Raw genomic sequence first — 23,830 nt, forward strand, 5'->3', positions numbered from 1 at the left:
GTGGCGTTCCTCCGCAGGCTGCGTCAGAGAACTATCCGCAACCGCCTCACTACATATCATCTTTAATAACCTCGCGGCGCATCGCGCCGCACCTGCTCGCGCACTTCTGGAAACGGCGGGAATTGCGGCCGTCCGACGACGAGCGCCCGGAACGGGTGTGCGATATGTTTTAGCTTTCGTGCCCGTTCAACGAGGAGGAGGACGGACGACCGCCGTTTTCTGCGTGCGCCTCTCTTTCGCCCTTTCTTGTGAAGAAAGGGCAGGAATGTCCGGCTCAAAGAGCCGGCGGGTCGCAGCCTCCGGGTGCGGAGACCCGGAAGTTTCGGAAATACGAACAGTCTCACGTTCCGACAACGCAGGTCCGCTCCTGACCGTTGAATCCTCGCGGCCAGGGCCGCGTTTGCAAGTCTGACCCTCCCCTAAATCCCCTCCTCGGAGGGGACTTATATCCGCCTGCGGCGGAAAGGGTGCGGTCAAGGTCTTCTTGCGAATCGATTCTGCGGTTCTGTTCTACCGGCTGCAACTTTTTTCGACCTTAAGGTCAGCGGGCCGCAGCCTCCGGACGCGGAGGCCCGCTTGTCGCGTCCCTCCGCAGGCTGCTGCCCGAGAACTTTCCGCATACATCTACGCGGAACAGCGACACCAGCTTAAGCGCGTGCCCTCCGCAGGCTGCGCCCGATTACTTTTCGCAAGCGTAATAACCGCAGGCGGTCGCCCAAATATCAATACTTGCAAAGCAGCGTGCCGCACCTGCTCGCGCACTACTGAAAACGGCGGGAATTGCGGCCGACCCGCAGCCGGCGGGCCGCACCGGGCATGTTAATTTAACGTTAATAATGATCTCGGGGTCAGCCGCATCGAAAAAAAAGGCGTAAATTTGTTGACAATTTGCACTGAAAATCCCACATGAGCGAAATCTACACCGTCATTGTCGGCATCTTAGGCATTCTCGCAATTTCAGGACTTTTCGTCGGCGTCACCAACGACGCGGTCAACTTTCTCAACTCGGCCATAGGCTCCAAAGCCGCCACGATGCGCACCATCCTCACGGTGGCCTCCGTGGGCATCATCCTCGGCGTGGTCACCTCGAGCGGTATGATGGAGGTGGCCCGCAGCGGCATGTTCAACCCCGGCATGTTCACCTTCCACGAGGTGATGATGCTCTACCTGGGCGTCATGTTCGCCAACATCATCCTGCTGGACCTCTACAACTCGTGGGGGCTGCCGACCTCGACCACCGTATCGCTGATCTTCTGTCTCTTGGGCGCGGCGATCGCCGTGTCGGTCTACAAGATTTCGAAGGATCCGTCGCTGAGCGTCGCATCGCTGGGCGAATTCATCAACACCTCGCGGGCGATGGGTATCGTCTCGGCCATCCTGCTGTCGGTGGTCATCGCTTTCACCTGCGGCACGATCGTCATGTATGTCTCGCGCGTGATCTTCTCGTTCCGCTACACGGCCATGTTCCGCCGCTTCGGTTCGCTCTGGTGCGGCGCATCGCTCACGGCCATCGTCTATTTCGCCGTCTTCAAAGGGCTGAAGTCGATCCTCGCGGGCCACGCTTTCGTCGACTTCGTAGATGCCCACCTGCTGCTCTCGCTGGCGATCTGCTGGGTCGTCTGCTCGCTGCTGCTCTTCTTCATCCAGCGCTTCAAGGTCAACATTCTGCGCATCACGATCCTCTCGGGGACCTTCGCGCTGGCTTTGGCCTTCGCCGGCAACGACCTGGTGAACTTCATCGGCGTACCCGTCGCCAGCTTCGACGCCTACTCCATCGCGCGGCATGCGGGCGACACGCAGATGCTCATGGGGGCGCTCAACGAGAACGTCCCGGCCAACTTCCTGGTTCTGCTCGGCGCAGGTCTGGTGATGATCTTCACGCTGTGGACCTCCAAGAAGGCGATGCACGTCTCGAAGACCGAGCTTTCGCTCTCGGCGCAGGACGAAGCCGAGGGCGAGCAGTACGGCTCGTCGCTCTTCTCGCGCACGATCGTCCGTGCGGCGCTCAACATCAACACGGGCATCGAGCGGGCCATCCCGCCCCGCGTCCGGGCCGCCATCTCGCGGCGCTTCGAATACGAGGACATCGAGCACAGCGGCGCACCCTACGACATGATCCGCGCCACGGTCAACCTGACCACCTCGGCGCTGCTGATCTCGCTGGCCACCTCGTTCAAACTGCCGCTCTCGACCACCTATGTCTGCTTCATGGTGGCGATGGGTTCGTCGCTGGCCGACCGCGCCTGGGGCCGCGAAAGCGCCGTCTACCGCATTTCGGGCGTGATGACCGTCGTGGCCGGGTGGTTCATCACGGCGCTGGGCGGCTTCCTGATCGCCTTTGTCGTGGGACTGATACTGATTTACGGCGGCACGGCGGCTTTCGTCGTGGTGACCGTTCTCTGCGGCTGGATGCTCATTCACAGCAACTTCTCCAAAAAGAAGAAGGGCACGGCGGCGGCCGCACACACCACTCCGGAGCTGCACTCGACCGAAGAGATCATCTCCAGCCTGCGCGACGAGGTGTGCCTGACGATGGAGAGCGCCACGAAGATCTACGACCGCACGCTGATCGCCGTGATGCAGGAGAACCGCAAGGTGCTGCGCGACATGGTCAAGGAGTCGAACGACCTCTTCTACCAGTCGCGCGAACGCAAATACACGCTGCTGCCGACGCTCCGGCGGCTGCAGTCGGGCGACGTGAATACGGCCCACTACTACGTGCAGGTGGTCGACTACCTCAACGAAATGACCAAGGCGCTGATGCACATTACGCGTCCGGCTTTCGAGCATATCGACAACAGCCACGAGGGCCTTTCGAAAGAGCAGGCGCACGACCTGATGTCGATCAACGACGACGTGGAGGTGATCTACCGCCGCATCAACGTCATGCTGCGCGACGGCGACTTTTCGGACATTGAACTGGTGCTCTCGCTGCGCGACCAATTGTTCGAATCGATCGCCGAGGCGATAAAGTCGGAGCTGGCGCGCATCAACGAAGCCCGTTCGAACACCAAGGCATCGATGTTGTATCTGACGATCCTCAACGAGACGAAGAACATGGTGCTTCAGTCGCGCAACCTGTTGAAATCGCAGCAGTACTTCCTCAAGCACCGTTCGAACGCGCCCAAAACGTGGATCAAAAACTGACGGGATGGATATCGCACGCAACAAACGGCGGGAGAACGTCGCCGAATACATTCTCTACCTCTGGCAGCTGGAGGACCTGCTGCGGGCGCTGCAGTTCAGCCCCGAGGCGGTCTACACGACGCTCGTCGCCCCGCGCAAGGAGCTGAGCGAGGAGCAGAAGTCGGCCTTTCTGATGTGGTACATGGACCTGGCCAACCTGCTGCACGAGGAGGGCAAGGACGAAAAGGGCCACCTGGAGCACACGCTGCACCTGATCGCCGACCTGCACAACCTCCACCTGCAGCTGTTGAAACTCCCCGCGGGCGAACACTACCGCCAGACCTATGCGCGCCTCGAAGCGGAGCTGCCGCACCTGCGCGCCGTGCTGGGCAACCCGGGCATGAGCGACACGGAGCTTTGCTTCCGCGCCCTCTACGCCGCGATGCTCTACCGCATCAAGGGCGAGGGCGACAAGTCGGCCGTGACCGACACGCTGGAGGTCATTTCGCCCGTGATCGCCGAGCTGGCCGACCTCTACCGCAAGGTCGAGTGCGGCGAAACGGACCTCTACAAAGGGGCGGAGTAGGACGCGGCCCGGCCGGGCTGCCGCGGGTTAGGCCCGCAAAGCAGCCCTCCTAAGCCCAGGCCAGCGATCCGGCTGCGCCTCCCGGGTCGCGGCATCCAACCTGAGAGGAGCAGCTCAGGGCTGCCGTACACTGCATAATATCTCCATCCAAAACAAAACACACGGTGCTTCCAGGAGCACCGTGTGTTTTTCTACCGTCCCGGACAGCCCGGAAACGGCGGCCGGTTACCGGCGGCTCGAACCCTTGGTGTACTGGTTGTGCCCTTCGGGATTGTTCACGTGGCCCTTCATGGCCTCGCTGCGCGTTTCCGAGCTTTCGGTCGTGTTGCCACGGCGGCTCGAATTCTCACCACGGCTCGACGAACCCTCGCTGCGGCTCGAGGAACCCTGACCACGGCTCGACGAACTTTCACCACGGCTCGAGGAACCCTGGCTGCGGCTGGACGAACCTTCGCTGCGGCTCGAGGAGTTGTTCTCGGTGAACTGATTGTGGCCCTCGGGATTGTTCACGTGGCCCTTCATGCCCTCGCTGCGCGATTCGCTCTTGCGGTCGTTGGACTCTTTCATAACATTATTGCATTAATTAAACATAACGGTAGACCTCGGAAATCGGACGGCTCACACCCCCGCATTTCGTTCGGTTTATCCCGGAAAAAGCAAGAAGTATGCCATAAGGACGCGACAGCGGCAAAAACGGCCGGTGCGCCGTTCGCGTCCTGAAAAGGGCGATTCGCGGGACGAATTCTTGTTTTTTCCGATTTTTTCGTATATTTATAGTCGCCTTAAAAGCAACAACCTTAAAACAGATACGGGATATGAAAAACTATTCAGCCAAAGAGATCAAGAACATCGTTCTGCTGGGTGCGCCCGGCACGGGAAAAACTACCCTTGCCGAAGCGATGGCCTTCGAGGGTAAGGTCATCGACCGCAGGGGTAGTATCGAGACGAACAACACGCTCTCGGACAACACGGATATCGAGCACGAGTACAAGCGCTCGATCTATTCGACGATCCTCTTCACCGAATTCATGGAGCGCAAGCTCAACATCATCGACTGCCCCGGGTCGGACGACTTCTGCGGCAGCCTCTTTTCGGCTTTCAAGGTGGCCGACGTGGGCATCTTCCTTTACAGTGCCGTCAACGGCTGGGAGGTCGGCAGCGAGATTCAGGCCCGCTACGCCCGCCTGCTGAACAAACCCGTCATCGGCGTGATCAACCAGCTCGACGCCGACAAGGCCAACTTCGAAGCGGCCTACGAGTCGATCCGCGCCGCCTCGCGCGTGAAACCCGTCCTGGTGCAGTATCCCGTCAATCAGGGACCCGGCTTCAACGCTTTCATCGACGTGCTGCTGATGAAGATGTACCGCTTCAAGGACAACGACGGCCACCGCGAGGAGCTGGACATCCCCGCCGAGGAACTGGAACGCGCCCAGGAGCTGAACCGCGAGCTGGTCGAGATGGCCGCCGAGCACGACGAGGCGCTCATGGAACTCTACTTCGACAAGGGGACGCTCACGCAGGACGACATCCGTCAGGGCCTCAAGATCGGGCTTTCGAAGCGCGAAGTGATGCCCGTCTTCTGCGCCTCGGGCAAGCGCGACATCGGAACCAAGCGCCTGATGGAGTTCATCATCAACGTGGCCCCCGGCCCCATGAAGGCGCCCGCATTCCTCTCCACCGAGGGCGAGGAGCTTTTGGCCGACGAGACGGCCCCCGCCGTGGCGTTCGTCTTCAAGAGCCAGATCGAGCAGCACATCGGCGAGATCACCTACTTCCGCGTCGTCCGCGGCCGGATTGCCGAGGGTACGGAGCTGGTGAACACCCGCACGGGCAACAAGGAGAAACTGTCGCAGTTGTTCGCCGTGGCGGGCAAAAACCGCATCAAGGTGACCGAACTGATGGCCGGCGACATCGGCTGCACGGTCAAGCTGAAGGGCACGCGCGCCAACGACACGCTCGCCGCGCCGTCGGCTCCGGTCAGCGTCGAGCCGATCGTCTTCCCCGAACCGCGCTACCGCGCCGCCGTGAAGGCCAAGGAGCAAAACGACGAGGAGAAGCTGGGCAAGGTGCTCTCCGAGGCCCGCTATGAGGACCCGACCATCCTGGTCGAATACTCCAAGGAGCTGAAGCAGACCATTATCCAGGGACAGGGCGAACACCACCTGAACATCCTGCGCACGCGCATCCAGAACGAAAACAAGCTCCAGTACGACTATCTGGCCCCGAAGATCCCCTACCGCGAGACCATCACCCGCGTGGCGCAGGCCGACTACCGCCACAAGAAACAGTCGGGCGGCGCAGGTCAGTTCGGCGAGGTGCACATGGTCGTCGAGCCGTATTACGAGGGGATGCCCGAACCGAAGAACTACAAGATTCCCGGCAAGGGCGATCTGGTGGTGAACCCAAAGACCAAAGAGGAGTACGACCTGCCGTGGGGCGGCAAGCTGCAGTTCTATTCGGCCATCGTGGGCGGCGCGATCGACGCACGCTTCATGCCCGCCATCCTGAAGGGTATCATGGAGAAGATGGACGAGGGTCCGCTCACCGGTTCGTACGCCCGCGACATCCGCGTGGTGGTCTACGACGGCAAGATGCACCCGGTGGATTCGAACGAAATCTCGTTCAAGCTGGCGGCCCGCAACGCCTTCAAGGAGGCGTTCCGCAACGCCGGACCCAAGATCATGGAACCGATCTATCAGGTCGAGATTCTCGTGCCGTCGGACTACATGGGCGCCGTGATGTCCGACCTCCAGAACCGCCGCGCGATGATCGCCGGCATGGAGTCGGACAAGGGCTTCGACCGTCTGAACGCCACCGTGCCGCTGGCCGAGCTGTACCGCTATTCGACCACCCTCTCGTCGCTCACCTCCGGGTCGGCGACCTACACGATGAAATTCTCCTCCTACGAGCAGGTTCCCGCCGACGTGCAGGACAAGCTGCTCAAAGCCTACACGGACACCGACGAGGAGTAGCATTTCTTGCATACGGGCGGCGGAACCGCCCGCTGAACACCCGGACCGGAGAGCCATCTCCGGTCCGGGTGCTTTTTGCCCGGACGAAAGGCGTTTCTTCGCCTGCCCGAAAAAGAAGCGGTAACCGCAGGGTCGCCCCCCCGGTTACCGCGCTGCGGTCTTTTTGGCTCCTGCCGCTATTTCTGCGCCTCGGTGAAGCCGCGGACGGTCTGCTCCTCGCGGCTGCCGCGGCGTGCGCCGAAGCGGCCCAGCAGCCAGCCCACGCCGAAGACGATCAGGTAGATCAGCAGATCGACGAGAATGTTCTCGAACCAGTTCCAGATATTCTTCGAGAAGATGACCACCAGCAGCACGGCGATCAGCGCCAGCGCGCCGTAGACGATCCATTTGGTTTTGTTACTCATGGCTTCTATTTTGGGTTAGAATCATTGCGAGTGGGTCGCTATTTGCCTACGACGGCCTCCAGCTCCTCGACGGTGATGGGGATCTTCCTATCGCCCAGCATACGGCAGCCGGTCTGGGTCACCAGCAGGTCGTCCTCGATGCGGATGCCGCCGAAATCGCGGTAGGCGTCCAGCGCATCGTAGTCGACGATCCCCTGGTAAAGCCCCTCGGCGCGGCACTTGTCGATCAGTGCCGGGATGAAGTAGAGACCCGGTTCGTCGGTGAGCACCGTTCCCGGCTCGAGGCGCCAGGCGGCGCGGTAGATGCACGTGGCGGAGCGGGCAGCCCGGGAGGCGATCGTCGAGAAGTCGAACGACCGTTCGCCCATCGCTTCGCAGTCGTGCACGTCCATACCCAGCCCGTGACCCAGCCCGTGGGGCATGAAGAGGGTCATGGCCCCGGCCTCCACGGCCTCGGCGGCCGTACCGCGAAGCAGTCCCAGGCCGATCAGCCCCTCGGCCAGCACCCGGTAGGCGGCGTTGTGGACCTCGGTGTACATCATGTGCGGTTTGACAATGCGGGCCACCTCGTCGTGGGCCGCCAGCACGATATTGTAAACGTCCTTCTGCCGCTCGGTGAAGCGTCCGCTGACGGGATAGGTGCGCGTATGGTCCGAACAGTAGTTGTCTACGGTCTCGCCGCCTGCGTCGCACAGGAGCAGACGCCCCGCTTCGAGCACCCCGTCGGCATTGAGGTTGTGGAGCGTCTCGCCGTGCTGGGAAACGATCGAGGGGAACGACACGCCCGAACCCATCGATTTGGCGATACCCTCGATGGCTCCGGCGATCTCGCGCTCGACCACGCCCGGACGACACATCTGCATGGCGGCGGTGTGCATCCGGTAACCGATCCGGAACGCACGCTCCATCGCTTCGATCTCCTCGTCGCTCTTCTTCTCGCGCATTTCGGCCACGGCGAACATCAGATCGACCGACTTGTAGGCGTGCAGCATGGGGGGCTTGATGCCCAACAGGGCCGAGAGCTGGAGTTTGGTCTCGCCGCGGTAGGGCGGCAGGTAGTGGATGCGGCGGCCCAGCGCGACCGCCTTGCGCAGACGCGCCTCCAACTCCCCGGTCGGGAAGGTCGCCGCGATGCCGACCTCGGCGCCCAGCTCGCGCAGCGTGGGCTGCGGACCGGTCCAGATGATGTCTTCGACCGTGAAGTCGTCGCCGTAGAGCGCCTCCTCGCCCGAGTCGCAGTCGATCACCCCGACCAGCGACGGGATGTTCAACCCGAAGTAGTAGAGGAACGACGAGTCCTGCCGGAAGTAGTAGGCGTTGTTGGGATAATTGTTCGGAGCGGGCTGGTTTCCCGGCAGCAGGATGATCCCCGATCCGATCTTGGTGCGCAGCATCTGACGGCGCGCGCTGTAAGTCTTGGCTGAAAACATAATGTCGAGTGTTTCTACAAAAATAGGGAAAAAAGCGATGCCCGATGCGTAAACGGCGATTTTTCTTCAACGCAGCCCCTCGGGCAGCGGCAGCCGGACACGGGAGAGGCTGATGACCGCGCCCAGCAGGGCGAAGCAGGCCGAGAGCAGAAGCGCCGCATGGGTGCTGTTGCCGGGTACGAGTTCGAACAGAAGCGCCATCAGCCCCGCGCCCGTGGTCTGCCCCACCAGCCGGGCCGTGGCGAGCATGCCGCTGGCCGAACCGCTTCGCTCGGCAGGGGCCGAGGCGATCAGGATGCTGTTGTTGGGCGACTGGAACAGGCCGAATCCCGCACCGCAGAGCACCAGCCGCCAAACGATATTCGCGGCCGACGGTTCGGCGGGGAGCGCCGCGAGCAGGAACAGCCCTACGGACATGAGCGTCAGACCGCCGCCCCCGAGCCATCCGGCGTGCACGCGGCCCACCAGCACCCCCGCCACCGGAGCGACGACCATGATGACCGCAGGCCAGGCCGTGAGCAGCAGTCCGGTCTGCACCTCGTCGTAGCCGCACGTCTGCTGTAGGTAGAACGGCAGGGCCACCATCGCCAGCATCTGCCCCACGAACGAACAGATCGACGTGAGGACCGACACCGAGAAGATCGGGATGCGCAGCAGGTCAAGCGGCAGGATGGGGTAGTCTTCGTGCAGCTGGCGGCGGATGAACAGAAAGCCCACGATGAGCAGCAGCGCGATCCCCGCACAGAGAAGCTGCGGGTCCAGCCCGTGGGAGAAGCCCTCGACCGAGGCCATCAGAAGGCCGAACGTCAGCGCGTTCATCACCGCATCGCGCCAGTCGAAGCGGTGGCCGCGCACCCGCACGGGATTCGCCGGCAGGAAGCGGCGGCTGAGCACCAGGGCAACGAAGCCGACCGGAATGTTGACTGCGAAGAGCCACGGCCAGTCGGCCACCGAGAGGATGCCGGCAGCCAGCGTGGGACCCGCCACCGACGAGACGGCGACCACCGTGGCGTTGATCCCCAGCCCGCGGCCCAGCTGGGCGCGGGGGTAGATGATGCGGATGAGCGTGGTGTTGACCGACGTGACGGCCGCCGCGCCGAAGCCCTGCATGACGCGCGAAAGCACGAGCGTCTGTAGCGAACCCGACAGGGCACAGCCGACCGAGGCGACGGTGAAGAGCATCAGGCCGCCGATGTAGACCTTGCGGTAACCGGCCAGCTCGCCCAGCGCCGAGAACGACAGCAGCGAGACCATGATGGCGATCTGGTAGGCGTTGACGATCCAGATCGAATCCGAGGAGGAGATGCCCAGTTCGCGCCCGATGGTGGGCAGGGCGACGTTGGCGATGGCGCTGTCGATGACCGAAAGCCCGACGCCGAACGCCACGGCGAGAATCGCTCCCAACCGGTAGGGCATCGGAAGACCGTCGGCAGGGAGCGGTACGCGGGGTATTTCGTGATGCGGTCGCACGGTTGACAAAGATAGTGCAAGCCGAGTGCAAAACCAAGCGCCTGCTTGAGTTTTGCCGAGGCGCAGCCTATCTGAGCCGCAGGCAAAGTAGTGCAAGCCGAGGGCAAAACCAAATTTATTTGGGTATGCCGAGGCGCAGCCTATCTAAGCGGGGATTCATCCCCCGCAAAGTAGTGCAAGCCGAGGGCAGAAGCAAATTTATTTGGTTATGCCGAGGCGCAGCCTATCTAAGCGGGAGTTTATCTCCCGCAAAGTATGCAAGCCGAGGGCAAAAGCACACCATGCCGGGGCGAACACGGGGCCGGTTACGGTCGGCGGGCAGGAGATGCCGCGGCATCCGCCTTAGCCGGGCGCTTCTAAGAACTCCTGCGCGCCGCTCTCTCTTCGGGCGGCACATCGTCCCACCAGTCCCGGAGGGCTTGTTTGCATCGGTTGGAGTAGACTTTCCGCCTCCCCCACCGGTATTCGACCCCGCGCCGCGCCGCTTCGGAGAGTTTGCCCGAGCGCACGTAGCGGCAGCCCTTGCGGAACTTGGGGATGCGGTAAATCGCCAGCGCCAGAAAGAACGGCCAGGCGAAAAGGAACACCGACGCAAGGCTTGCGGCTGTCGAAAGGACCAGCGTCACCACCCACCCGTGGTTGTCGCAGGCCCATCCGATGCGGCGCTCGGTGTTGCGGAACCACCGCGTGAAGAGGTGCGGGATGCTCACCTTGCGCTCGATCTCCACGCAGATCAAAACGCTGCCGATGTTGTCCTGGAACCAGACGCTCCGCATCTCGGGGTGATCGGTCACGCAGGTCCGGATCGCTTCCCGGGAATAGAGGAGCGAATCGTTGCGCCCCGATTCATGGATTCCGAGAAAGTCCAGATTCTGTTCGCGTGCCTCGACCGGCGAGGCCGGCAGCGGGCGGAGATGCTTCGGATCGTCCGGAAGGTCCGGGTTGAGACGCGCGATGACCGAATCCGAAAGGTAGATATCGTTGACCGTCAGGAACAGCTCCCCGTCCTTGCGGATGCGGATAAAACGCCCGGCATCGGTCTGACCGATCTGGTGGATATCCCCCTTGCGGGGTTTCATCACGCAGTTCTCCTCGCTCACCTGCCAGAGGATCGAGCCGAAAGCCGGTCGGCGCTCGCGGAATTCCTGCCGCCGCCACGGCTGGAGCCAAGCCGAACGGGGCACGTCGTTCGCGGCGTTGTAGATGCAGTTTTCCACCCCCTCGGAACTGGCATTGCGGGCGTTGAAGTAGTAGGGGTATTTGAGACGGTCGTTCTGGCGTGCCTTGAGGTAGATGTCCGCCACGTCGCTGTGGAAGCCGCCCGAGTGGGAGATGCGGATGCGGTCGCCCCGCTGGAGCTGCACGCCCGTACCGGCCCACAGATCGGCCGAATTGAAGTGAAAGAGCACCTGTTCGCGGTTGCACGAGCGCTGGGGAACGATCGCGCCCGTCTCGGTGACGATCGGCTTCTCGTCGAAGAGCAGGATGTCCTTGATGAAGAACGTTGCGGCGTAGATGATGAAGGTCAGCGCACCGAACAGCGTGCAGACCAGCAGTCCGAACCAGCACACGCGCCGGCCCGCGTCGCCAGGCCGCGGCCGCCCGTCCTTTCCCACGCCGCTGACCAGACTGAGGAAGAAATTGCCGTCGTCGATGCGGATCGAGCGGTGTCCCCGCTGCAAGAGTGCCTCCTTGATCAGGTCGGAGATGGACTTTTTCATCGGGAACTGTTTTTCCGGCGCTCCACCACGATCAGGAACGAGCCGACGTTATCCTCGTACCAGGCATCGAAGTAGTGGGTTTCGCGGTAGTAGGTCATTTCGTTGTAGAACGGGTAGACGGAACTGCGCACCTCTTCGGGATTTGCCGCGAGCGCCGAAAGGGCCGTCGCGCTGTCGTCGATTCCACTGATCAACCGGACGGGGTGCGGCCCGAAGTAAAGCCCGTCCTCGTTCGTATTCCGCCACTTTTCGCAGAGCGGCCCGACCTTGGCGACCGACTCTTCCAACTCCTCTTGCAGTTCGTAGTAAAGCTTCCGGCAGATTTCTTTAAACTTTTGCAGCCGTTCCGGCCGTTCGAAGAGCCACCTGGCATCCTTCGATGCGTAGGCCGTGTCGATCCGGGCAATAGTTCGGCTGTGTTTCGAGAGATAGGTCCCGAACTGTCGATAGAGGGGGTCGTTTCTATCGATTTGATTACGCACGCGGATCGCATGGTAGAACGTTCGGAGCGTATCGCACTGCTTGCGCAGGTTGTAGAGATCGGTTCCGATTTCCCAGTATTGGGAGGTGTCGGCAAGGCTCGGAAGCAGGTCCCGGCACTCCCTGTCGGACGCCTCCAGCCATTTGGTCAGGGTTGCCTGCTCGACGGCGCCGCTTCCGTCCCCTTTCCAAACCGTAGCGGACCAGGCTTTTTTCTCTTGCAGCAGGGTGGAGGTATACCTCGCAAGAAACTCGTTGCGAAAAATCCGCTCCAGCGCCACGGTGTCGTGTCGCAGCAGCAGCAGTCGGATATACTCCTTCTCTCCGTACCTGTCCCGGAACAGCAGATCGTTGTGCCGCATCATCGAATCGATGCACCGGTCGGTGAGCACGATGTCGTTCACCGCGAAACGGAGCGTTCCCGACTGGTTGATGATCAGGTTGGTGCGCTCCTTACCGATGTAGTAGAAGCGGTCGTACGGGTCCTTCTCCCCCTCGATCGGAGGGACCAGATCGGGGCGCAGATACGCCTCCGGAAGCTCGTCGCTGTTGTCCTCGGGAACGACCTGCATGATCAGTGCGTCGGGGTCGCGTTTCTCGTAGATGCGGTAGGCCGTGCGCGTGTTGGCCGGACGGGGTTCCCCTTCGGTTCCGACCCAGCGGTAGCGCGGCCGGGAGTTGAAGTAGGCGTTGTCGACCAGATGGTGGATCGAGGTGTTGGACTTGCCCGAAGCGCGGATGGTCAGCTGGTCGCCGCGCTCGACCCTTATGCCGGAATTGCCCCACAGATCGGCCGTATTGAAGAGCCAGTAGGTCAGCTCGACCTCCTCGTTCTGCATGGTAGTCGCACCGAACATATTGGTTTTGATCTCGTTGTAGGGGTAGAAGCGCTTGATGGCAATGGTCGTGAAAGCCAGCGCCATGAAGATCGCCAGCGCCAGGACGACGATGGCGGCGATGACTTTGAGCGCTTTCTTGGGTTTGTCGAGAATATCCAGCAGGGTCTGATACTGCCGGATTTCGACTTGCAGGTCGGGTTCCCTGCCATGCGGAGGCTCCATGGGAGCGGAGCGTTCCGCTTCGGGCCGGTCTTGGGGTTTCATGCGGGTCGTTTTGATGGTTAGCGTATCCCAAATATACAAAAACAAACATAAAATAGTACCGATCCGGCCGGAATCTTTCTTCCCGGCAACGAAAAACGAAGGCCCGGATACACTCCGGACCTTCGTCGCACAACTATTTGAAACTTTCGGGTCGGCGGGGGATAGGGTTTCCGCCGGCCTTTTTCGATCGGGCCACGGTCAGCGCCGGCACTCCTCGGGAACGATTCCGCCCTCGGGTTCGATCCCCTTGAGGTGCTTGGCGAAGAACTTCTCCATCGCCCGGTAGAAGTCGAAGCGGTTCTCCTCGTTGTGGAAGCCGTGGCCCTCGTTGTCCTTGACCATGTAATCGACCACCACGCCGCGCTTGCGCAGCGCCTCGACCATCTGGTTGCTCTCGTTGATGTTCACGCGCGGGTCGTTGGCGCCCTGCACCACCAGCAGCGGGGTCTTGATCCTGTCGGCATTGAGTGCCGGGGAGTTCTCGCGCAGCATTTCGGCCTGAGTTTCGGGGTTGCCGACCATCTCGTACATCTGGTCGAGCATCGGTTTCCAGTAAGGCGGAATGGTCTGGAGGAACGAGAAGAGGTTCGAGACACCCACATAGTCGATGGCGCAGGCGTAGAGGTCGGGGTCCTTCGTAATGCCCTGCAAGGTCGCATAGCCCCCGTACGAGCCGCCGTAGATGGCGATCCGTTCGGGGTCGGCGATCCCCTGACCGACGAGCCAGTTCACTCCGTCCGTAATGTCGTCCTGCATCTGCTGCCCCCACTTGCCGTAGGATATTTCGGTGAAGCGGCGGCCGAAGCCCGTCGAGCCGCGGTAGTTCATCTGCAATACGGCATATCCGCGGTTGGCCAGGAACTGCACCTCGGGGTTGAAGCCCCACGAGTCGCGGGCCCACGGACCGCCGTGCGGGTTGACCACCAGCGGGAGGTTCTCGGCCGTTTTCATCGTATAGCCCACCGGCAGGGTGAGGTATGCTTCGATGCGCTCGCCGTCGCGCGAGGTGTACTCCACGGGGAGCATTTCGGCCATCTCGTCCTCCACAATCCAAGGGCACGTGTCGGCCAGCTTGGTCATCTTGTCCGCCTTGACATCGTAGAAGTAGTAAGCGCCCATCGTGCGGTCGCCGCCGGCATAGACGATGTATTTATCCTCGGCCTTGTTCGAGCCGGCGATGCCGATCTCGTAACCGCTCAGGTGCTTCTGCATGCGGTCGAACATCTTTTCGGCCTCCGGATCGAAGAAGTGGCGCGTAGTGCCCTTGTGGCCTTCATACGATACGCCCAGGAGTTTCTTCTGCGCCTCGCTGTACCAGACCCCGCCCAGGTCGTAGCGGTCGTCCATGTAGAGCACCTCTTTCTCCTGGCACGTCGCGGGGTCCATCCGCACCAGCGCGGCCTTGTCGCGGCCGAGGTTCGACACGGCCCACACCTCTTTATTGTCCGGGGTGAAGACGGCGAAGTAGACCGACTCCTTGAAATTGGTCGTCAGCACGGGGCGGAACTCCTCCTGCTCGGTGTCGCGGTAACGGATCTGCGTGTTCACGCCGTCGACGATGGCGTAAGCCACGCGCAGTTTGCCGTCGTGGTCGGTCTGCCAGCCCTGCACGTCGCCCGGATTTTCGCACAAAAGCGTCATTTCGCCCGTATTGAGGTTCAGGCGGTAGGGGTCGAAGATCATCGGATTGCGCTGGTTCGTGCCGATGATCATCAGCGAGTCGATCTCTTCGAGCGGGTCGATGATCTGGGTCCTTACGCCCGGGATGGCCGTATAGGCGCGCAGGTTCTTCCCGTCGATGTCCACGCCGTAGAGCTGGTAGTTCTCGTCGCCGCCCGTGTCCTTGAGGTAGAGGATGCGGTGGTCGTTGGCCCAGAAGTAGCCGGCCAGATCGCGCTCGGTCTCCGAAGTGATGCGGATGGCGGAATCGGCTCCGACGGGCTGGACGTAGATGTTGCGGCGGCTCTCCCACGGAGCCGTGTAGGAGAAGCAGCTGCCGTCGGGCGAGATCTGGTAGCCCGACTTCTCCGAGTTGCGGAAGAAGGTCTCCATCGGCAGCTCGGGAGCCGTCTTCGGAGCGCAGGCGACGGCCGTTGCGGCCATCGCGGCGATGATGAACAGTTTTTTCATGGTTGATGAGGGGATTATCGGTTTGAGTTATCTTCCTTTTCGGTGGTTTTGCCGGTTTCGCGCAAGAGGTTGGCCATACAGAGCAGCAGCACGATCGAAATCGGCAGACCGAACGCATGGGTCGATTCGGGAAACAGGATTCTGGAGGCGACATGCAGGGCAAAGGCCGCCAGCAGCAGGAACAGGGAGACGATGCGGATGACTTTTTCGATTTCCATAAGGGGTGTCTTCGGTTGTACGACACGGCAAATGTACGAAGATATTTTTGAAAAACAAATAAATTTTATTGTTTTTCGATAAATTATTTTCGAAATAGGGCAAACGGGGAGGTAGGGAGGAACTGCAAAGAGATCGAACCGAGTACTGCCGGACCGGGTCACTGCATGAATCTCGTGCCCGTTCCGCCCTCGCGTTGTCCGGCTGCGGGGGTCGCGCCATCCGGCGCGAGCCGGACAACGCGGCAATGCCTCCGGCATTGCAGGTTGTGTATTCCTTAAGTGGGAGACTGACGAAGTTGGACAACGCGAATATTTACTCAAGCCAAGAGGAGGAGACCGGTTCGAAACCGGTACAAACGCCCACCGACCGGACAGCGCGTATTTATTCAAACCGACGGAAGAGACACGGGGTCCGAGATCCGGTACGAACTCCCGACCTCCTCGCAAAAATTAAGGTGTCGGAACCGACACCTTATTACGAAATATCCAACCCCATGATATAGTCGTTCATGTAGTAGCCGCCGCCGATGGGGAAGTCCCCCTCGCGCAGGCGGCGCATGCCCATTCGAAAGTAGAAGCCCAGCGCGCGGTTGCGGCGGTTGACGTTCAGCTCCATGCGGCAGGGTCCGGAATGCACCGAGCGGATATACTCCACGGCGCAGCGGAAAAGGAACGCCCCCGCGCCGCAGCCCTGAAAGCGGGGCAGCACGTAGATTTTCTGGAGATGGAACAGCGCCGACTCCTGCCGCTCGACGGAGAGGTAGCCGCACGGCTCCCCGTCCGCCGAAGCGATGAACCAGGCGAACCCCTCGTCCAGCTCGCGCCGCAGCACCTCGGGCGCATACATCCACGCCATCATATAGTCCAGCTGTTCGGGCGTGAGCAGTTCGCGGTAGGTGGCCGGGAACGCCTCCCGGGCCAGACGGCGGATCAGGTCGATGTCTTCTTGGGTTGCGCGGCGGATGGCAAACATGGCTGATGATCGATTATCCGGGCAGACCCGCCCGGAACGGAAACAAGAAAGCCGGCCCTTTCGGAGCCGGCTTCAGTCTTTCGAGGAGTGCCTATGCGTACTTGAACGTCGACTCGCACGATACGGTCAGCTTCTTGCGACCTTTGGCGCGGCGCGAAGCCAGCACCTTGCGGCCTTCGGCCGTAGCCATACGCTGACGGAATCCGTGCTTGTTGATCCTCTTCCGGCGCGAGGGCTGGTAAGTTCTCTTCATTGCCATAGCTGTATACTTTTTATTGTTATAGACATTTTTACGGATTGCAAAAGTACAACAAAAATATTATCCGCAAAAATTTTTCCGGAAAATATTTCGGAAAGGCGGGAAAAAAGCCCGAAATGTTTTTAACTTTGTCTTCCGGCCCTCTGCGGCCCCCACACTTAAAAAGGCGATAACATGGCTATTTTCAAGGTCGAAGGAGGCCACCGCCTCCGGGGCGAAATCACCCCCCAGGGAGCCAAGAACGAGGCGCTGCAGATACTCTGCGCCGTGCTGCTGACCCCCGAGCGGGTGGTGGTGCGCAACATCCCCCGGATACTGGACGTGATGCAGTTGATCGAACTGCTGGGCTGCATGGGCGTCGAGGTGGAACGCCTCTCGGAGGACAGCTATGCGTTCCGTGCCCGCGAGATCGACTTCGACTACCTGCGCACGGAAGACTACCGCCGCCGCTGCACGCGCCTGCGGGGTTCGGTGATGCTGATCGGCCCGATGCTGGCACGCTTCGGGGTGGGGTACATGCCCAAGCCGGGCGGCGACAAGATCGGCCGCCGCCGATTGGACACCCACTTCCTGGGCTTCGAGAAGCTGGGGGCCAAGTTCGATTTCGACATTGCCGACGAGTTCTTCAAGGTCGAGGCCGGGGAGTTGCGCGGCACGTACATGCTGCTGGACGAGGCGTCGGTGACCGGCACGGCCAACATCGTGATGGCCGCCGTTATGGCCCGCGGAACCACGACGATCTACAACGCGGCGTGCGAACCCTACCTGCAGCAGTTGTGCCGCATGCTCAACCGCATGGGTGCGAAGATCTCTGGCATCGCCTCGAACCTGCTGACCATCGAGGGCGTCGAAGCGCTCGGCGGCACGGAGCATACGCTGCTGCCCGACATGATCGAGGTGGGCAGCTTCATCGGCATGGCCGCCATGAACCAATCGGAGCTGACTATCCGCAACGTCTCCTACGAGAATCTGGGCATCATCCCGGCGCAGTTCGCGCGCATGGGCATCCGCTTCGAGCAGCGGGGCGACGACATCCACGTGCCGCAGCAGGACCATTACCGCATCGAAACCTTCCTCGACGGCTCGATCATGACCATCGCCGACGCGCCGTGGCCGGGGCTGACGCCCGACCTGCTGTCGATCTTCCTGGTGGTGGCCACGCAGGCCAGGGGGTCGGTGCTGATCCACCAGAAAATGTTCGAAAGCCGCCTGTTCTTCGTCGACAAGCTGATCGACATGGGCGCGCAGGTCATCCTCTGCGACCCCCACCGCGCCACGGTCATCGGCCACGACCACCGCATCCGCCTGCGGGCGACCAAAATGACCTCGCCCGACATTCGCGCGGGGGTGGCGCTGCTGATCGCGGCCATGTCGGCCGAGGGGGTGTCGACCATCCAGAACATCGACCAGATCGACCGCGGCTACAAGGATATCGACGGCCGCCTCAACGCGCTGGGGGCGAAGATCGAGCGTATAGACGAATGTAAATAGGGGCACGCGGCATCCTGCGGCAGCCCGCCGAAATAGATATTTTCCATGTTTTTAGAGAACGCCAACAAAAAGGGTTGGATCGAAGTGGTCTGCGGCTCGATGTTTTCGGGAAAGACCGAGGAGCTGATCCGCCGCCTGAAGCGTGCGCAGTTCGCCCACCTTCGGGTCGAGATATTCAAACCGCGCATCGACGTGCGCTATTCCGAGGAGGAGGTCGTCTCGCACGACGCCAACGCCATCCGCTCGACCCCGGTCGAATCGCCGCAGAACATCCTGCTGATGGCTTCGGACGTGGATGTGGTGGGCATCGACGAGGCGCAGTTCTTCGACGAGAGCATCGTCGAGGTGTGCCGCCGGCTGGCCGACAACGGGGTGCGGGTAATCGTCGCGGGGCTGGACATGGACTTTACGGGCAAACCGTTCGGACCGATGCCGGCGCTGATGGCCACCGCCGAGTACGTCACCAAGGTCCATGCGATCTGCGTGCGCTGCGGCAACCTGGCCCACCACTCCCACCGCCTCTCCGACGAGGAGAAGCAGGTGATGCTCGGCGCACAGGACGCCTACGAACCCATCTGCCGCCACTGCTTCCGGGAGCTGGTCCGCGAACGGAAATAGGGCAGCCCCATACCGGCCGTAAGCAAAGCGTCCGCTCCCGAGGGAACGGACGCTTATATTTATGCTGGCGACCTGCTGCCGGTGAAGCGGCCGCACCGGGTCGCCCCCGCCTCCCCTCAGCGGACAGCGGCCCGCAGCTCCCCGATAAAGCCGGGCCAGAGGTCCCACAGGTTCTCGGTCCTCAGCCACAGTTCGCGGGCCTGCGCCGCCTCGGTGGGACGCTCGCTCTCGATGTCGCGCAGGTAGTGTTCGTCGGCCGGGTGCTCCGCGGCGACGAACTCCGCGAAATAGGGTGCGAACCGGGTCCGGAAGCGCTTCAGCTCCCCCTCGGGCAATTTGCCGTCGCGCCGGTAGGCCGACCAGAGGAGCAGGATTTCGCGGCTGGCGCTCTTGTCCGACACGTCGTTGATCACCTCGTCGAAAAGTTCCTGCTCGTCCAGCGCAAGATAGTCGTATGCCAGCAGTTCGCTCCCCTCGAGGTGATCCTCCGGATCGAGCTCCAGCAGCAGCTCCAACAGCGCGGCGGAGAGCTCGAAGTCGCGGATCAGAAAGTGATCGACCGCCGAGGCGTAGATCGTCTCCAGCGCCGCGCGCGAGTTGCGGTGGTTCCACTCCAGGATGACTTCCTCCCCCTCGGGAATCAGCTCCGCCAGGCGCTGGAACGCCCGGTAACGTTCGTTGCACGCCCCCTCGACGTCGCCCGCGGCCTGCATCGAGCGGCTCTGGGCCAATACCCGGGCGAAATCGTAGGGACCGCTGCCGACCAGCTCGAAGGTCTGGTCGGGGGTGGGATTAAGAGAGGCTTTTTGCATCGCGCCGCAGTTTTAGAAGCATCAGAACAAGAATGAAGAGCGTCACCGCACCTCCCAGCAAATAGGCTGCCGTACGGTCCCGCATGCCGAACATCAGCGGAGAGACGAAGATGTAGCTGGCGCAGACGTAGGTCATCGCCAGCGCCGGAAGCAGTCCGACCCAGATGTTGCGCCGCCGCCCGGCCAGATAGGCGACGATCATCCAGAGCGTCACGGCCGCGAGGGTCTGGTTCATCCAGGCGAAGTAGCTCCACATGGTCTGGAACGGCAGGCCGAAGATGATCCAAAGCCCCAACGCGAAGAGCGGGATGCAGATATAGATCCGTTTGCGCAGCGAGCGCTGCTCGACGTGCAGGAAGTCGGCGACGATCAGGCGGGCCGAGCGGAACGCCGTGTCGCCCGAGGTGATCGCGCAGGCGACCACGCCGAAGATGACGAACAGCGCCAGCACCGGACCCAGCGTCCGGTTGGCGATTGCGTCGATCATCAAGGCCGCCTGCCCGCCGTATTCGGCGATGGCGCCATTCAGCCCCGCCACGTCGCCCCAGAAGGCCATGGCGATGGCGGCCCAGATCAGAGCGATGATCGACTCGGCGATCATGGCGCCGTAGAAGACCGAGCGGCACGCCCCCTCGTTGCCGATGCAGCGGGCCATCAGCGGCGACTGCGTGGCGTGGAAGCCGGAGATCGCCCCGCAGGCGATCGTGGTGAAGAGCATCGGAATGACCGGAAACCGGCCGGGATCGGCGATGCAATTGCGGAACGAGGTGAACTCGGGGATCGTATACTCTCCGCCGAAGAGCAGCACGAAGAGGATTCCCAGCGCCATGAAGAGCAGGGCGAAGCCGAAGACGGGATAGATGCGCCCGATGATCTTGTCCACGGGGAGCAGCGTAGCGGCGATATAGTAGAGCAGTATCGCACCCAGCACGATCAGCAGCAGCCACGAGAAGTTGCCGAACGCGATGCCGGCCAGCGCCGGAGCGTCGATGCGGTTGGCAATCAGTGCCGCGGGCTGCGAGAGGAACACCGCACCCACCAGGATCATCAGCCCGGCGGAGAAGAGCCTCATCAGCAGCCGGGGACCCCGTCCGAGGTACTTGCCGACCGATTCGGGCAGGCTCTCCCCGTCCCGCCGCACGGAGATGATGCCGGCGATGAAGTCATGCGCCGCCCCCATGAAGATACCGCCGAAAGTGATCCACAGAAAGGCCACCGGACCGTACGCAGCGCCCAGCACCGCACCGAAGATCGGCCCCAGTCCGGCGATGTTCAGCAGCTGGATCAGAAAGATGCGCCAGCGCGGCAGCGGTACGTAATCGACCCCGTCGTAGAGGCGTTTGCAGGGGGTTTCGGCCGCGGGATCGACGGCGACGAGCCGCTCCAGATAACGGCCATAGGTGAAATAGGCTGCGACGAGCAACCCCAGGCAGAGCAGGAAAGTAATCATCGTTCGGGTCGGATTTGACGCGAATATAGCAAGAAAAGCGATAATTTTCCCAAAATTGTTGCGAGAAAAAAATATTTTTCAGATATTTGCAGTCCCAAAGAGAACCCCCGTGTTCTCCGAAGGCCGAATTAGCTCAGCGGTAGAGCACTTCACTCGTAATGAAGGGGTCCCGAGTTCAAATCTCGGATTCGGCTCGAAAAGTCAGCACGTTGCAGAAATGCGATTGCTGGCTTTTTTGTTTTCGGGCAGCGGAGCGGGCAGAGCATCGCGCGCAAGGTCCCGATTTCGCCAGCGCCCCTACGGCAGGCGAACGGCTCTGACGGCTGCACGATGCGGAATTTTCGCTATCTTCGCCCTGCATTCCAAACCGAAAAGCTATGAACGCCTCTTTCCGCGCTCTGAGGAGCGCCCTCGCGGCGGCCCTGTGCGGCATCGGCCTGCTGATGGCCAGCACTCCGCTGCAGGCCCAAACTCCGGTTCCAACCCCGGAAAATCCGCTGCTCGTCCCCTCCGACGCTCCGTTCGGCGCCCCGCGCTTCGACCGCATCCACGCCGCCGATTTCCCGGAGGCCATCGTCCAAGGGCTGCGGGAGTACGAAGCCGACATCGATTCGATTTGCGCCGTCGCTCCCGAAGCGGCGACCTTCGAAAACGTCATCGGCGCTCTGAACCGGGCCGGGCGCAAACTCCGCGACACGCAGACGCTGCTGAGCTACCTCAAGACCGTCGTAGGCGGGGATTCGCTCGTCCGCATCTACGAAACGACGGCCCCGGCGCTCTCCCGGGCCAGCGACCGCACGACGTTCGACCCGAAAATCTTCGCCCTGGTGAGCGCTCTCCACCAAAAACGGGAACAACTCGGTCTCGACTCCCTCGCGCTGCGCACGCTGAAAAGATATTACAACGGTTACATCGCCCGGGGCGCCCTGCGCACCCCCGCCGAGCAGCAGCGGCTGAGCCAGATCAACGAACAGATGGCCCTCAAGCGCTCCCGTCACGGGCAGAACATCCTTCGCGCCACGGAAAATTTCGTGTTCTTCGTCCGCGATTCGAACAGGCTGGCCGGCCTCTCCCCCTCCGTTCGGCAGCGCCTGGCGCGGCGGGCCTGGGAGCTGAACCGCCCCTGGGAGTGGGTGATCACCGCGGGCGACTATTCGGGCGTCATGGCCAACGCCTCGGACCGTTCGCTGCGCGAGCAGCTCTATAAGGCTTTCACCGCCCGGTGCAGCTCGGGCGGCGAATACGACAACCGGGAACTTACCGCCGAAATTCTGAATCTGCGGCTCGAAAAGGCCCGGCTGCTGGGATACGACACCTATGCGGAGTATGCCATCCGGGGCAACATGGCCGACACCCCGCAGGGGGTGCGGGAACTGCTGCTGCCCCTGCTCCGCGCAGCGGGCGCCAAAGCCGGGAGCGAAATCGCTCAAATGCAGGCGCTCCGCGACGAGGGTCGGGACACGCAGCTCGAACCCTGGGACCTCTACTATTACCTCCAGCGGCTGCACACCGAGCGGTACGGCAGCGACCTGAGGCAGGCCGGTTACTACCTCCAGCCGGACAAGGTGCGCGACGGGATGTTCCAGGTCGCGCAACGCCTCTACGGCATTTGGATGCTCCGCCGCACCGACATTCCGGTGTGCGATCCGGAGATCCAGGTCTTCGAAGCCCGGGACCGCGACGGCACGACGCTGGGTCTGCTCTATCTGGACTGCTTCGCCCGCAAGGGGAAGCTGAAGGGGGCCGCGACAGGCTCGCTGCGCCGCTACTCGACGGACGGGAACAGCGAGGCGCTGCCGCTGGTGACGGTTTCTGCAATTTCGCGCGGGCGCCTCGGGGACGGGTCCAGCTGATGAGCACGTCGCAGGTGAAGACGCTGTTCCACGAATTCGGACACGCATTGGCCCGGCTGTTCGCCCGGGGGCCTTACCCGCAGGTCACGGGGAGCTACCCCAAAGACATGGTCGAGCTTCCGTCGCAGCTGATGGAACATTGGGCCTGGCAGCCCGAGGTGATGAAAAACTACACCAGCCACTACCAGACGGGAAAACCGATGCCCCGCGACCTGATCGACCGGATACGCGAGAACCGCTCCGCCCTCAAGGGCACGGCGTTGCTCTCCTCCTACTTCACGATGCTGCTCGATCTGGAACTGCACGGCATCACGGAGCCTATGACCCCGGAGGGAGTCGAGGCGCTGACGGCGGAACTGCGGGAACGGTACGGGATTCCCGCAGCCATCCCGATCACCGACCCGACCGTCCTCAACCACATCTTCGACGGACCTTACGGGGCGCAGTACTACGCCTACGCGTGGGCGTCGGTGCTCGACACGGACGCTTTCGCGGCCTTCACCGAGACGGGCGATCCGTTCGACAAAGCCGTGGCCGAACGCTTCCGGCGCCATATCCTGACCCAGATCGGTTATGACAAGCCCGCCCGGCAGTACGTCCGCTTCCGGGGCCGGATGCCCGGTCCCGAGGCGCTGATGGAGCGGTACGGACTGACCCTGCCGGCGGAGGGGTCCGCAACGACAGGAGACGCTGCGGAGTGACAAAAGCCGAACATCCTCCAAGAATGACGGAGC

At 62.1% G+C, this 23,830-nt stretch carries 19 protein-coding genes and 1 tRNA gene; 8 read left to right on the plus strand and 12 right to left on the minus strand.

The genetic code is table 11. From position 1 onward, the window contains the following. Positions 1 to 906: 906 nt before the first annotated feature. A complete protein-coding gene (locus tag ACMO9O_RS03620; RefSeq protein ID WP_418982255.1) occupies positions 907 to 3,147 on the plus strand; it encodes an inorganic phosphate transporter in 2,241 nt (746 codons plus the stop codon). A 4-nt stretch (positions 3,148 to 3,151) separates the two neighbouring features. Continuing rightward, positions 3,152 to 3,712 (plus strand): DUF4924 family protein, encoded by a 561-nt coding sequence (locus tag ACMO9O_RS03625; protein WP_418982256.1) that lies wholly within the window; start codon positions 3,152 to 3,154, stop codon positions 3,710 to 3,712. Between the two features lie 225 nt (positions 3,713 to 3,937). Here ACMO9O_RS03625 and ACMO9O_RS03630 read toward each other — a convergent pair whose 3' ends face one another. Then, positions 3,938 to 4,279, minus strand: coding sequence for a hypothetical protein (locus ACMO9O_RS03630; RefSeq protein WP_418982257.1), 342 nt, complete (start codon positions 4,277 to 4,279; stop codon positions 3,938 to 3,940). Positions 4,280 to 4,527: 248 nt separating this feature from the next. Between ACMO9O_RS03630 and ACMO9O_RS03635 the strand changes: the two genes are divergently transcribed. Beyond that, entirely contained in the window at positions 4,528 to 6,684 is a 2,157-nt protein-coding gene (locus tag ACMO9O_RS03635; RefSeq protein ID WP_418982258.1) for an elongation factor G, read from the plus strand. A 176-nt stretch (positions 6,685 to 6,860) separates the two neighbouring features. Here ACMO9O_RS03635 and ACMO9O_RS03640 read toward each other — a convergent pair whose 3' ends face one another. The 9 genes from ACMO9O_RS03640 to rpmH form a co-directional block, all read right to left on the minus strand. Continuing rightward, on the minus strand, positions 6,861 to 7,088 hold the full coding sequence (locus ACMO9O_RS03640) for a hypothetical protein (protein WP_418982259.1): 228 nt from the start codon (positions 7,086 to 7,088) through the stop codon (positions 6,861 to 6,863). 38 nt (positions 7,089 to 7,126) lie between these two features. Beyond that, on the minus strand, positions 7,127 to 8,518 hold the full coding sequence (locus ACMO9O_RS03645; protein ID WP_418982260.1) for an aminopeptidase P family protein: 1,392 nt from the start codon (positions 8,516 to 8,518) through the stop codon (positions 7,127 to 7,129). A 66-nt stretch (positions 8,519 to 8,584) separates the two neighbouring features. Next, positions 8,585 to 9,934 carry an MFS transporter gene (locus ACMO9O_RS03650; RefSeq protein WP_418982440.1) on the minus strand — a complete coding sequence of 450 codons (1,350 nt, stop codon included), beginning with the start codon at positions 9,932 to 9,934 and terminating at the stop codon, positions 8,585 to 8,587. A gap of 410 nt (positions 9,935 to 10,344) precedes the next feature. Then, complete coding sequence (locus ACMO9O_RS03655; RefSeq protein ID WP_418982261.1) at positions 10,345 to 11,709, minus strand: hypothetical protein; 1,365 nt, start codon at positions 11,707 to 11,709, stop codon at positions 10,345 to 10,347. After that, complete coding sequence (locus ACMO9O_RS03660) at positions 11,706 to 13,292, minus strand: hypothetical protein (protein WP_418982262.1); 1,587 nt, start codon at positions 13,290 to 13,292, stop codon at positions 11,706 to 11,708. Before ACMO9O_RS03660 ends, ACMO9O_RS03655 begins: the two co-directional genes overlap by 4 nt. A 198-nt stretch (positions 13,293 to 13,490) precedes the next feature. Next, complete coding sequence (locus ACMO9O_RS03665) at positions 13,491 to 15,395, minus strand: alpha/beta fold hydrolase (protein WP_418982442.1); 1,905 nt, start codon at positions 15,393 to 15,395, stop codon at positions 13,491 to 13,493. A gap of 41 nt (positions 15,396 to 15,436) precedes the next feature. Then, positions 15,437 to 15,640 (minus strand): hypothetical protein, encoded by a 204-nt coding sequence (locus tag ACMO9O_RS03670; RefSeq protein WP_418982263.1) that lies wholly within the window; start codon positions 15,638 to 15,640, stop codon positions 15,437 to 15,439. A 475-nt stretch (positions 15,641 to 16,115) separates the two neighbouring features. Further along, complete coding sequence (locus tag ACMO9O_RS03675; RefSeq protein ID WP_418982264.1) at positions 16,116 to 16,613, minus strand: N-acetyltransferase family protein; 498 nt, start codon at positions 16,611 to 16,613, stop codon at positions 16,116 to 16,118. A gap of 91 nt (positions 16,614 to 16,704) precedes the next feature. Then, entirely contained in the window at positions 16,705 to 16,866 is a 162-nt protein-coding gene (rpmH, locus tag ACMO9O_RS03680; RefSeq protein ID WP_418982444.1) for a 50S ribosomal protein L34, read from the minus strand. A gap of 180 nt (positions 16,867 to 17,046) precedes the next feature. Between rpmH and murA the strand changes: the two genes are divergently transcribed. Both murA and ACMO9O_RS03690 read left to right on the plus strand, forming a co-directional pair. Then, a complete protein-coding gene (murA, locus tag ACMO9O_RS03685; RefSeq protein ID WP_418982265.1) occupies positions 17,047 to 18,363 on the plus strand; it encodes a UDP-N-acetylglucosamine 1-carboxyvinyltransferase in 1,317 nt (438 codons plus the stop codon). Positions 18,364 to 18,408: 45 nt separating this feature from the next. Then, complete coding sequence (locus tag ACMO9O_RS03690; RefSeq protein WP_418982266.1) at positions 18,409 to 18,981, plus strand: thymidine kinase; 573 nt, start codon at positions 18,409 to 18,411, stop codon at positions 18,979 to 18,981. Between the two features lie 116 nt (positions 18,982 to 19,097). Here the strand turns inward: ACMO9O_RS03690 and ACMO9O_RS03695 are convergent, their stop codons facing one another. Both ACMO9O_RS03695 and ACMO9O_RS03700 read right to left on the minus strand, forming a co-directional pair. Continuing rightward, the gene (locus ACMO9O_RS03695; RefSeq protein ID WP_418982267.1) at positions 19,098 to 19,793 is read right to left on the minus strand and encodes a tetratricopeptide repeat protein; all 696 of its coding nucleotides are present in this window, start codon (positions 19,791 to 19,793) and stop codon (positions 19,098 to 19,100) included. After that, complete coding sequence (locus ACMO9O_RS03700) at positions 19,774 to 21,243, minus strand: carbon starvation protein A (RefSeq protein WP_418982268.1); 1,470 nt, start codon at positions 21,241 to 21,243, stop codon at positions 19,774 to 19,776. The genes ACMO9O_RS03695 and ACMO9O_RS03700 overlap by 20 nt, the downstream gene beginning before the upstream one ends. 122 nt (positions 21,244 to 21,365) lie before the next feature. Here ACMO9O_RS03700 and ACMO9O_RS03705 point away from each other — a divergent pair. From ACMO9O_RS03705 to ACMO9O_RS03715, 3 genes are all read left to right on the plus strand, one after another. Further along, a tRNA-Thr gene (locus ACMO9O_RS03705) sits at positions 21,366 to 21,437 on the plus strand. A 183-nt stretch (positions 21,438 to 21,620) separates the two neighbouring features. Continuing rightward, complete coding sequence (locus tag ACMO9O_RS03710; RefSeq protein ID WP_418982269.1) at positions 21,621 to 23,096, plus strand: M3 family metallopeptidase; 1,476 nt, start codon at positions 21,621 to 21,623, stop codon at positions 23,094 to 23,096. Then, the gene (locus ACMO9O_RS03715) at positions 23,096 to 23,797 is read left to right on the plus strand and encodes a M3 family metallopeptidase (RefSeq protein WP_418982270.1); all 702 of its coding nucleotides are present in this window, start codon (positions 23,096 to 23,098) and stop codon (positions 23,795 to 23,797) included. The genes ACMO9O_RS03710 and ACMO9O_RS03715 overlap by 1 nt, the downstream gene beginning before the upstream one ends. Positions 23,798 to 23,830: the final 33 nt, after the last annotated feature.

The organism is Alistipes sp. (assembly GCF_048465635.1).
GTDB lineage: Bacteria > Bacteroidota > Bacteroidia > Bacteroidales > Rikenellaceae > Alistipes.

What these genes read in the sequence shown, in the direction of transcription:
- ACMO9O_RS03620 (WP_418982255.1), top strand. Translation starts at nt 907, where the DNA reads ATGAGCGAAATCTACACCGTCATTGTCGGCATCTTAGGCATTCTCGCA.
- rpmH (WP_418982444.1), bottom strand. Translation starts at nt 16,866, where the DNA reads ATGAAGAGAACTTACCAGCCCTCGCGCCGGAAGAGGATCAACAAGCAC.
- ACMO9O_RS03710 (WP_418982269.1), top strand. Translation starts at nt 21,621, where the DNA reads ATGAACGCCTCTTTCCGCGCTCTGAGGAGCGCCCTCGCGGCGGCCCTG.
- ACMO9O_RS03670 (WP_418982263.1), bottom strand. Translation starts at nt 15,640, where the DNA reads ATGGAAATCGAAAAAGTCATCCGCATCGTCTCCCTGTTCCTGCTGCTG.
- ACMO9O_RS03660 (WP_418982262.1), bottom strand. Translation starts at nt 13,292, where the DNA reads ATGAAACCCCAAGACCGGCCCGAAGCGGAACGCTCCGCTCCCATGGAG.
- ACMO9O_RS03675 (WP_418982264.1), bottom strand. Translation starts at nt 16,613, where the DNA reads ATGTTTGCCATCCGCCGCGCAACCCAAGAAGACATCGACCTGATCCGC.
- ACMO9O_RS03625 (WP_418982256.1), top strand. Translation starts at nt 3,152, where the DNA reads ATGGATATCGCACGCAACAAACGGCGGGAGAACGTCGCCGAATACATT.
- ACMO9O_RS03665 (WP_418982442.1), bottom strand. Translation starts at nt 15,395, where the DNA reads ATGGCCGCAACGGCCGTCGCCTGCGCTCCGAAGACGGCTCCCGAGCTG.
- ACMO9O_RS03655 (WP_418982261.1), bottom strand. Translation starts at nt 11,709, where the DNA reads ATGAAAAAGTCCATCTCCGACCTGATCAAGGAGGCACTCTTGCAGCGG.
- ACMO9O_RS03635 (WP_418982258.1), top strand. Translation starts at nt 4,528, where the DNA reads ATGAAAAACTATTCAGCCAAAGAGATCAAGAACATCGTTCTGCTGGGT.
- ACMO9O_RS03690 (WP_418982266.1), top strand. Translation starts at nt 18,409, where the DNA reads ATGTTTTTAGAGAACGCCAACAAAAAGGGTTGGATCGAAGTGGTCTGC.
- ACMO9O_RS03645 (WP_418982260.1), bottom strand. Translation starts at nt 8,518, where the DNA reads ATGTTTTCAGCCAAGACTTACAGCGCGCGCCGTCAGATGCTGCGCACC.
- murA (WP_418982265.1), top strand. Translation starts at nt 17,047, where the DNA reads ATGGCTATTTTCAAGGTCGAAGGAGGCCACCGCCTCCGGGGCGAAATC.
- ACMO9O_RS03700 (WP_418982268.1), bottom strand. Translation starts at nt 21,243, where the DNA reads ATGATTACTTTCCTGCTCTGCCTGGGGTTGCTCGTCGCAGCCTATTTC.
- ACMO9O_RS03695 (WP_418982267.1), bottom strand. Translation starts at nt 19,793, where the DNA reads ATGCAAAAAGCCTCTCTTAATCCCACCCCCGACCAGACCTTCGAGCTG.
- ACMO9O_RS03715 (WP_418982270.1), top strand. Translation starts at nt 23,096, where the DNA reads ATGAGCACGTCGCAGGTGAAGACGCTGTTCCACGAATTCGGACACGCA.
- ACMO9O_RS03650 (WP_418982440.1), bottom strand. Translation starts at nt 9,934, where the DNA reads ATGCCCTACCGGTTGGGAGCGATTCTCGCCGTGGCGTTCGGCGTCGGG.
- ACMO9O_RS03630 (WP_418982257.1), bottom strand. Translation starts at nt 4,279, where the DNA reads ATGAAAGAGTCCAACGACCGCAAGAGCGAATCGCGCAGCGAGGGCATG.
- ACMO9O_RS03640 (WP_418982259.1), bottom strand. Translation starts at nt 7,088, where the DNA reads ATGAGTAACAAAACCAAATGGATCGTCTACGGCGCGCTGGCGCTGATC.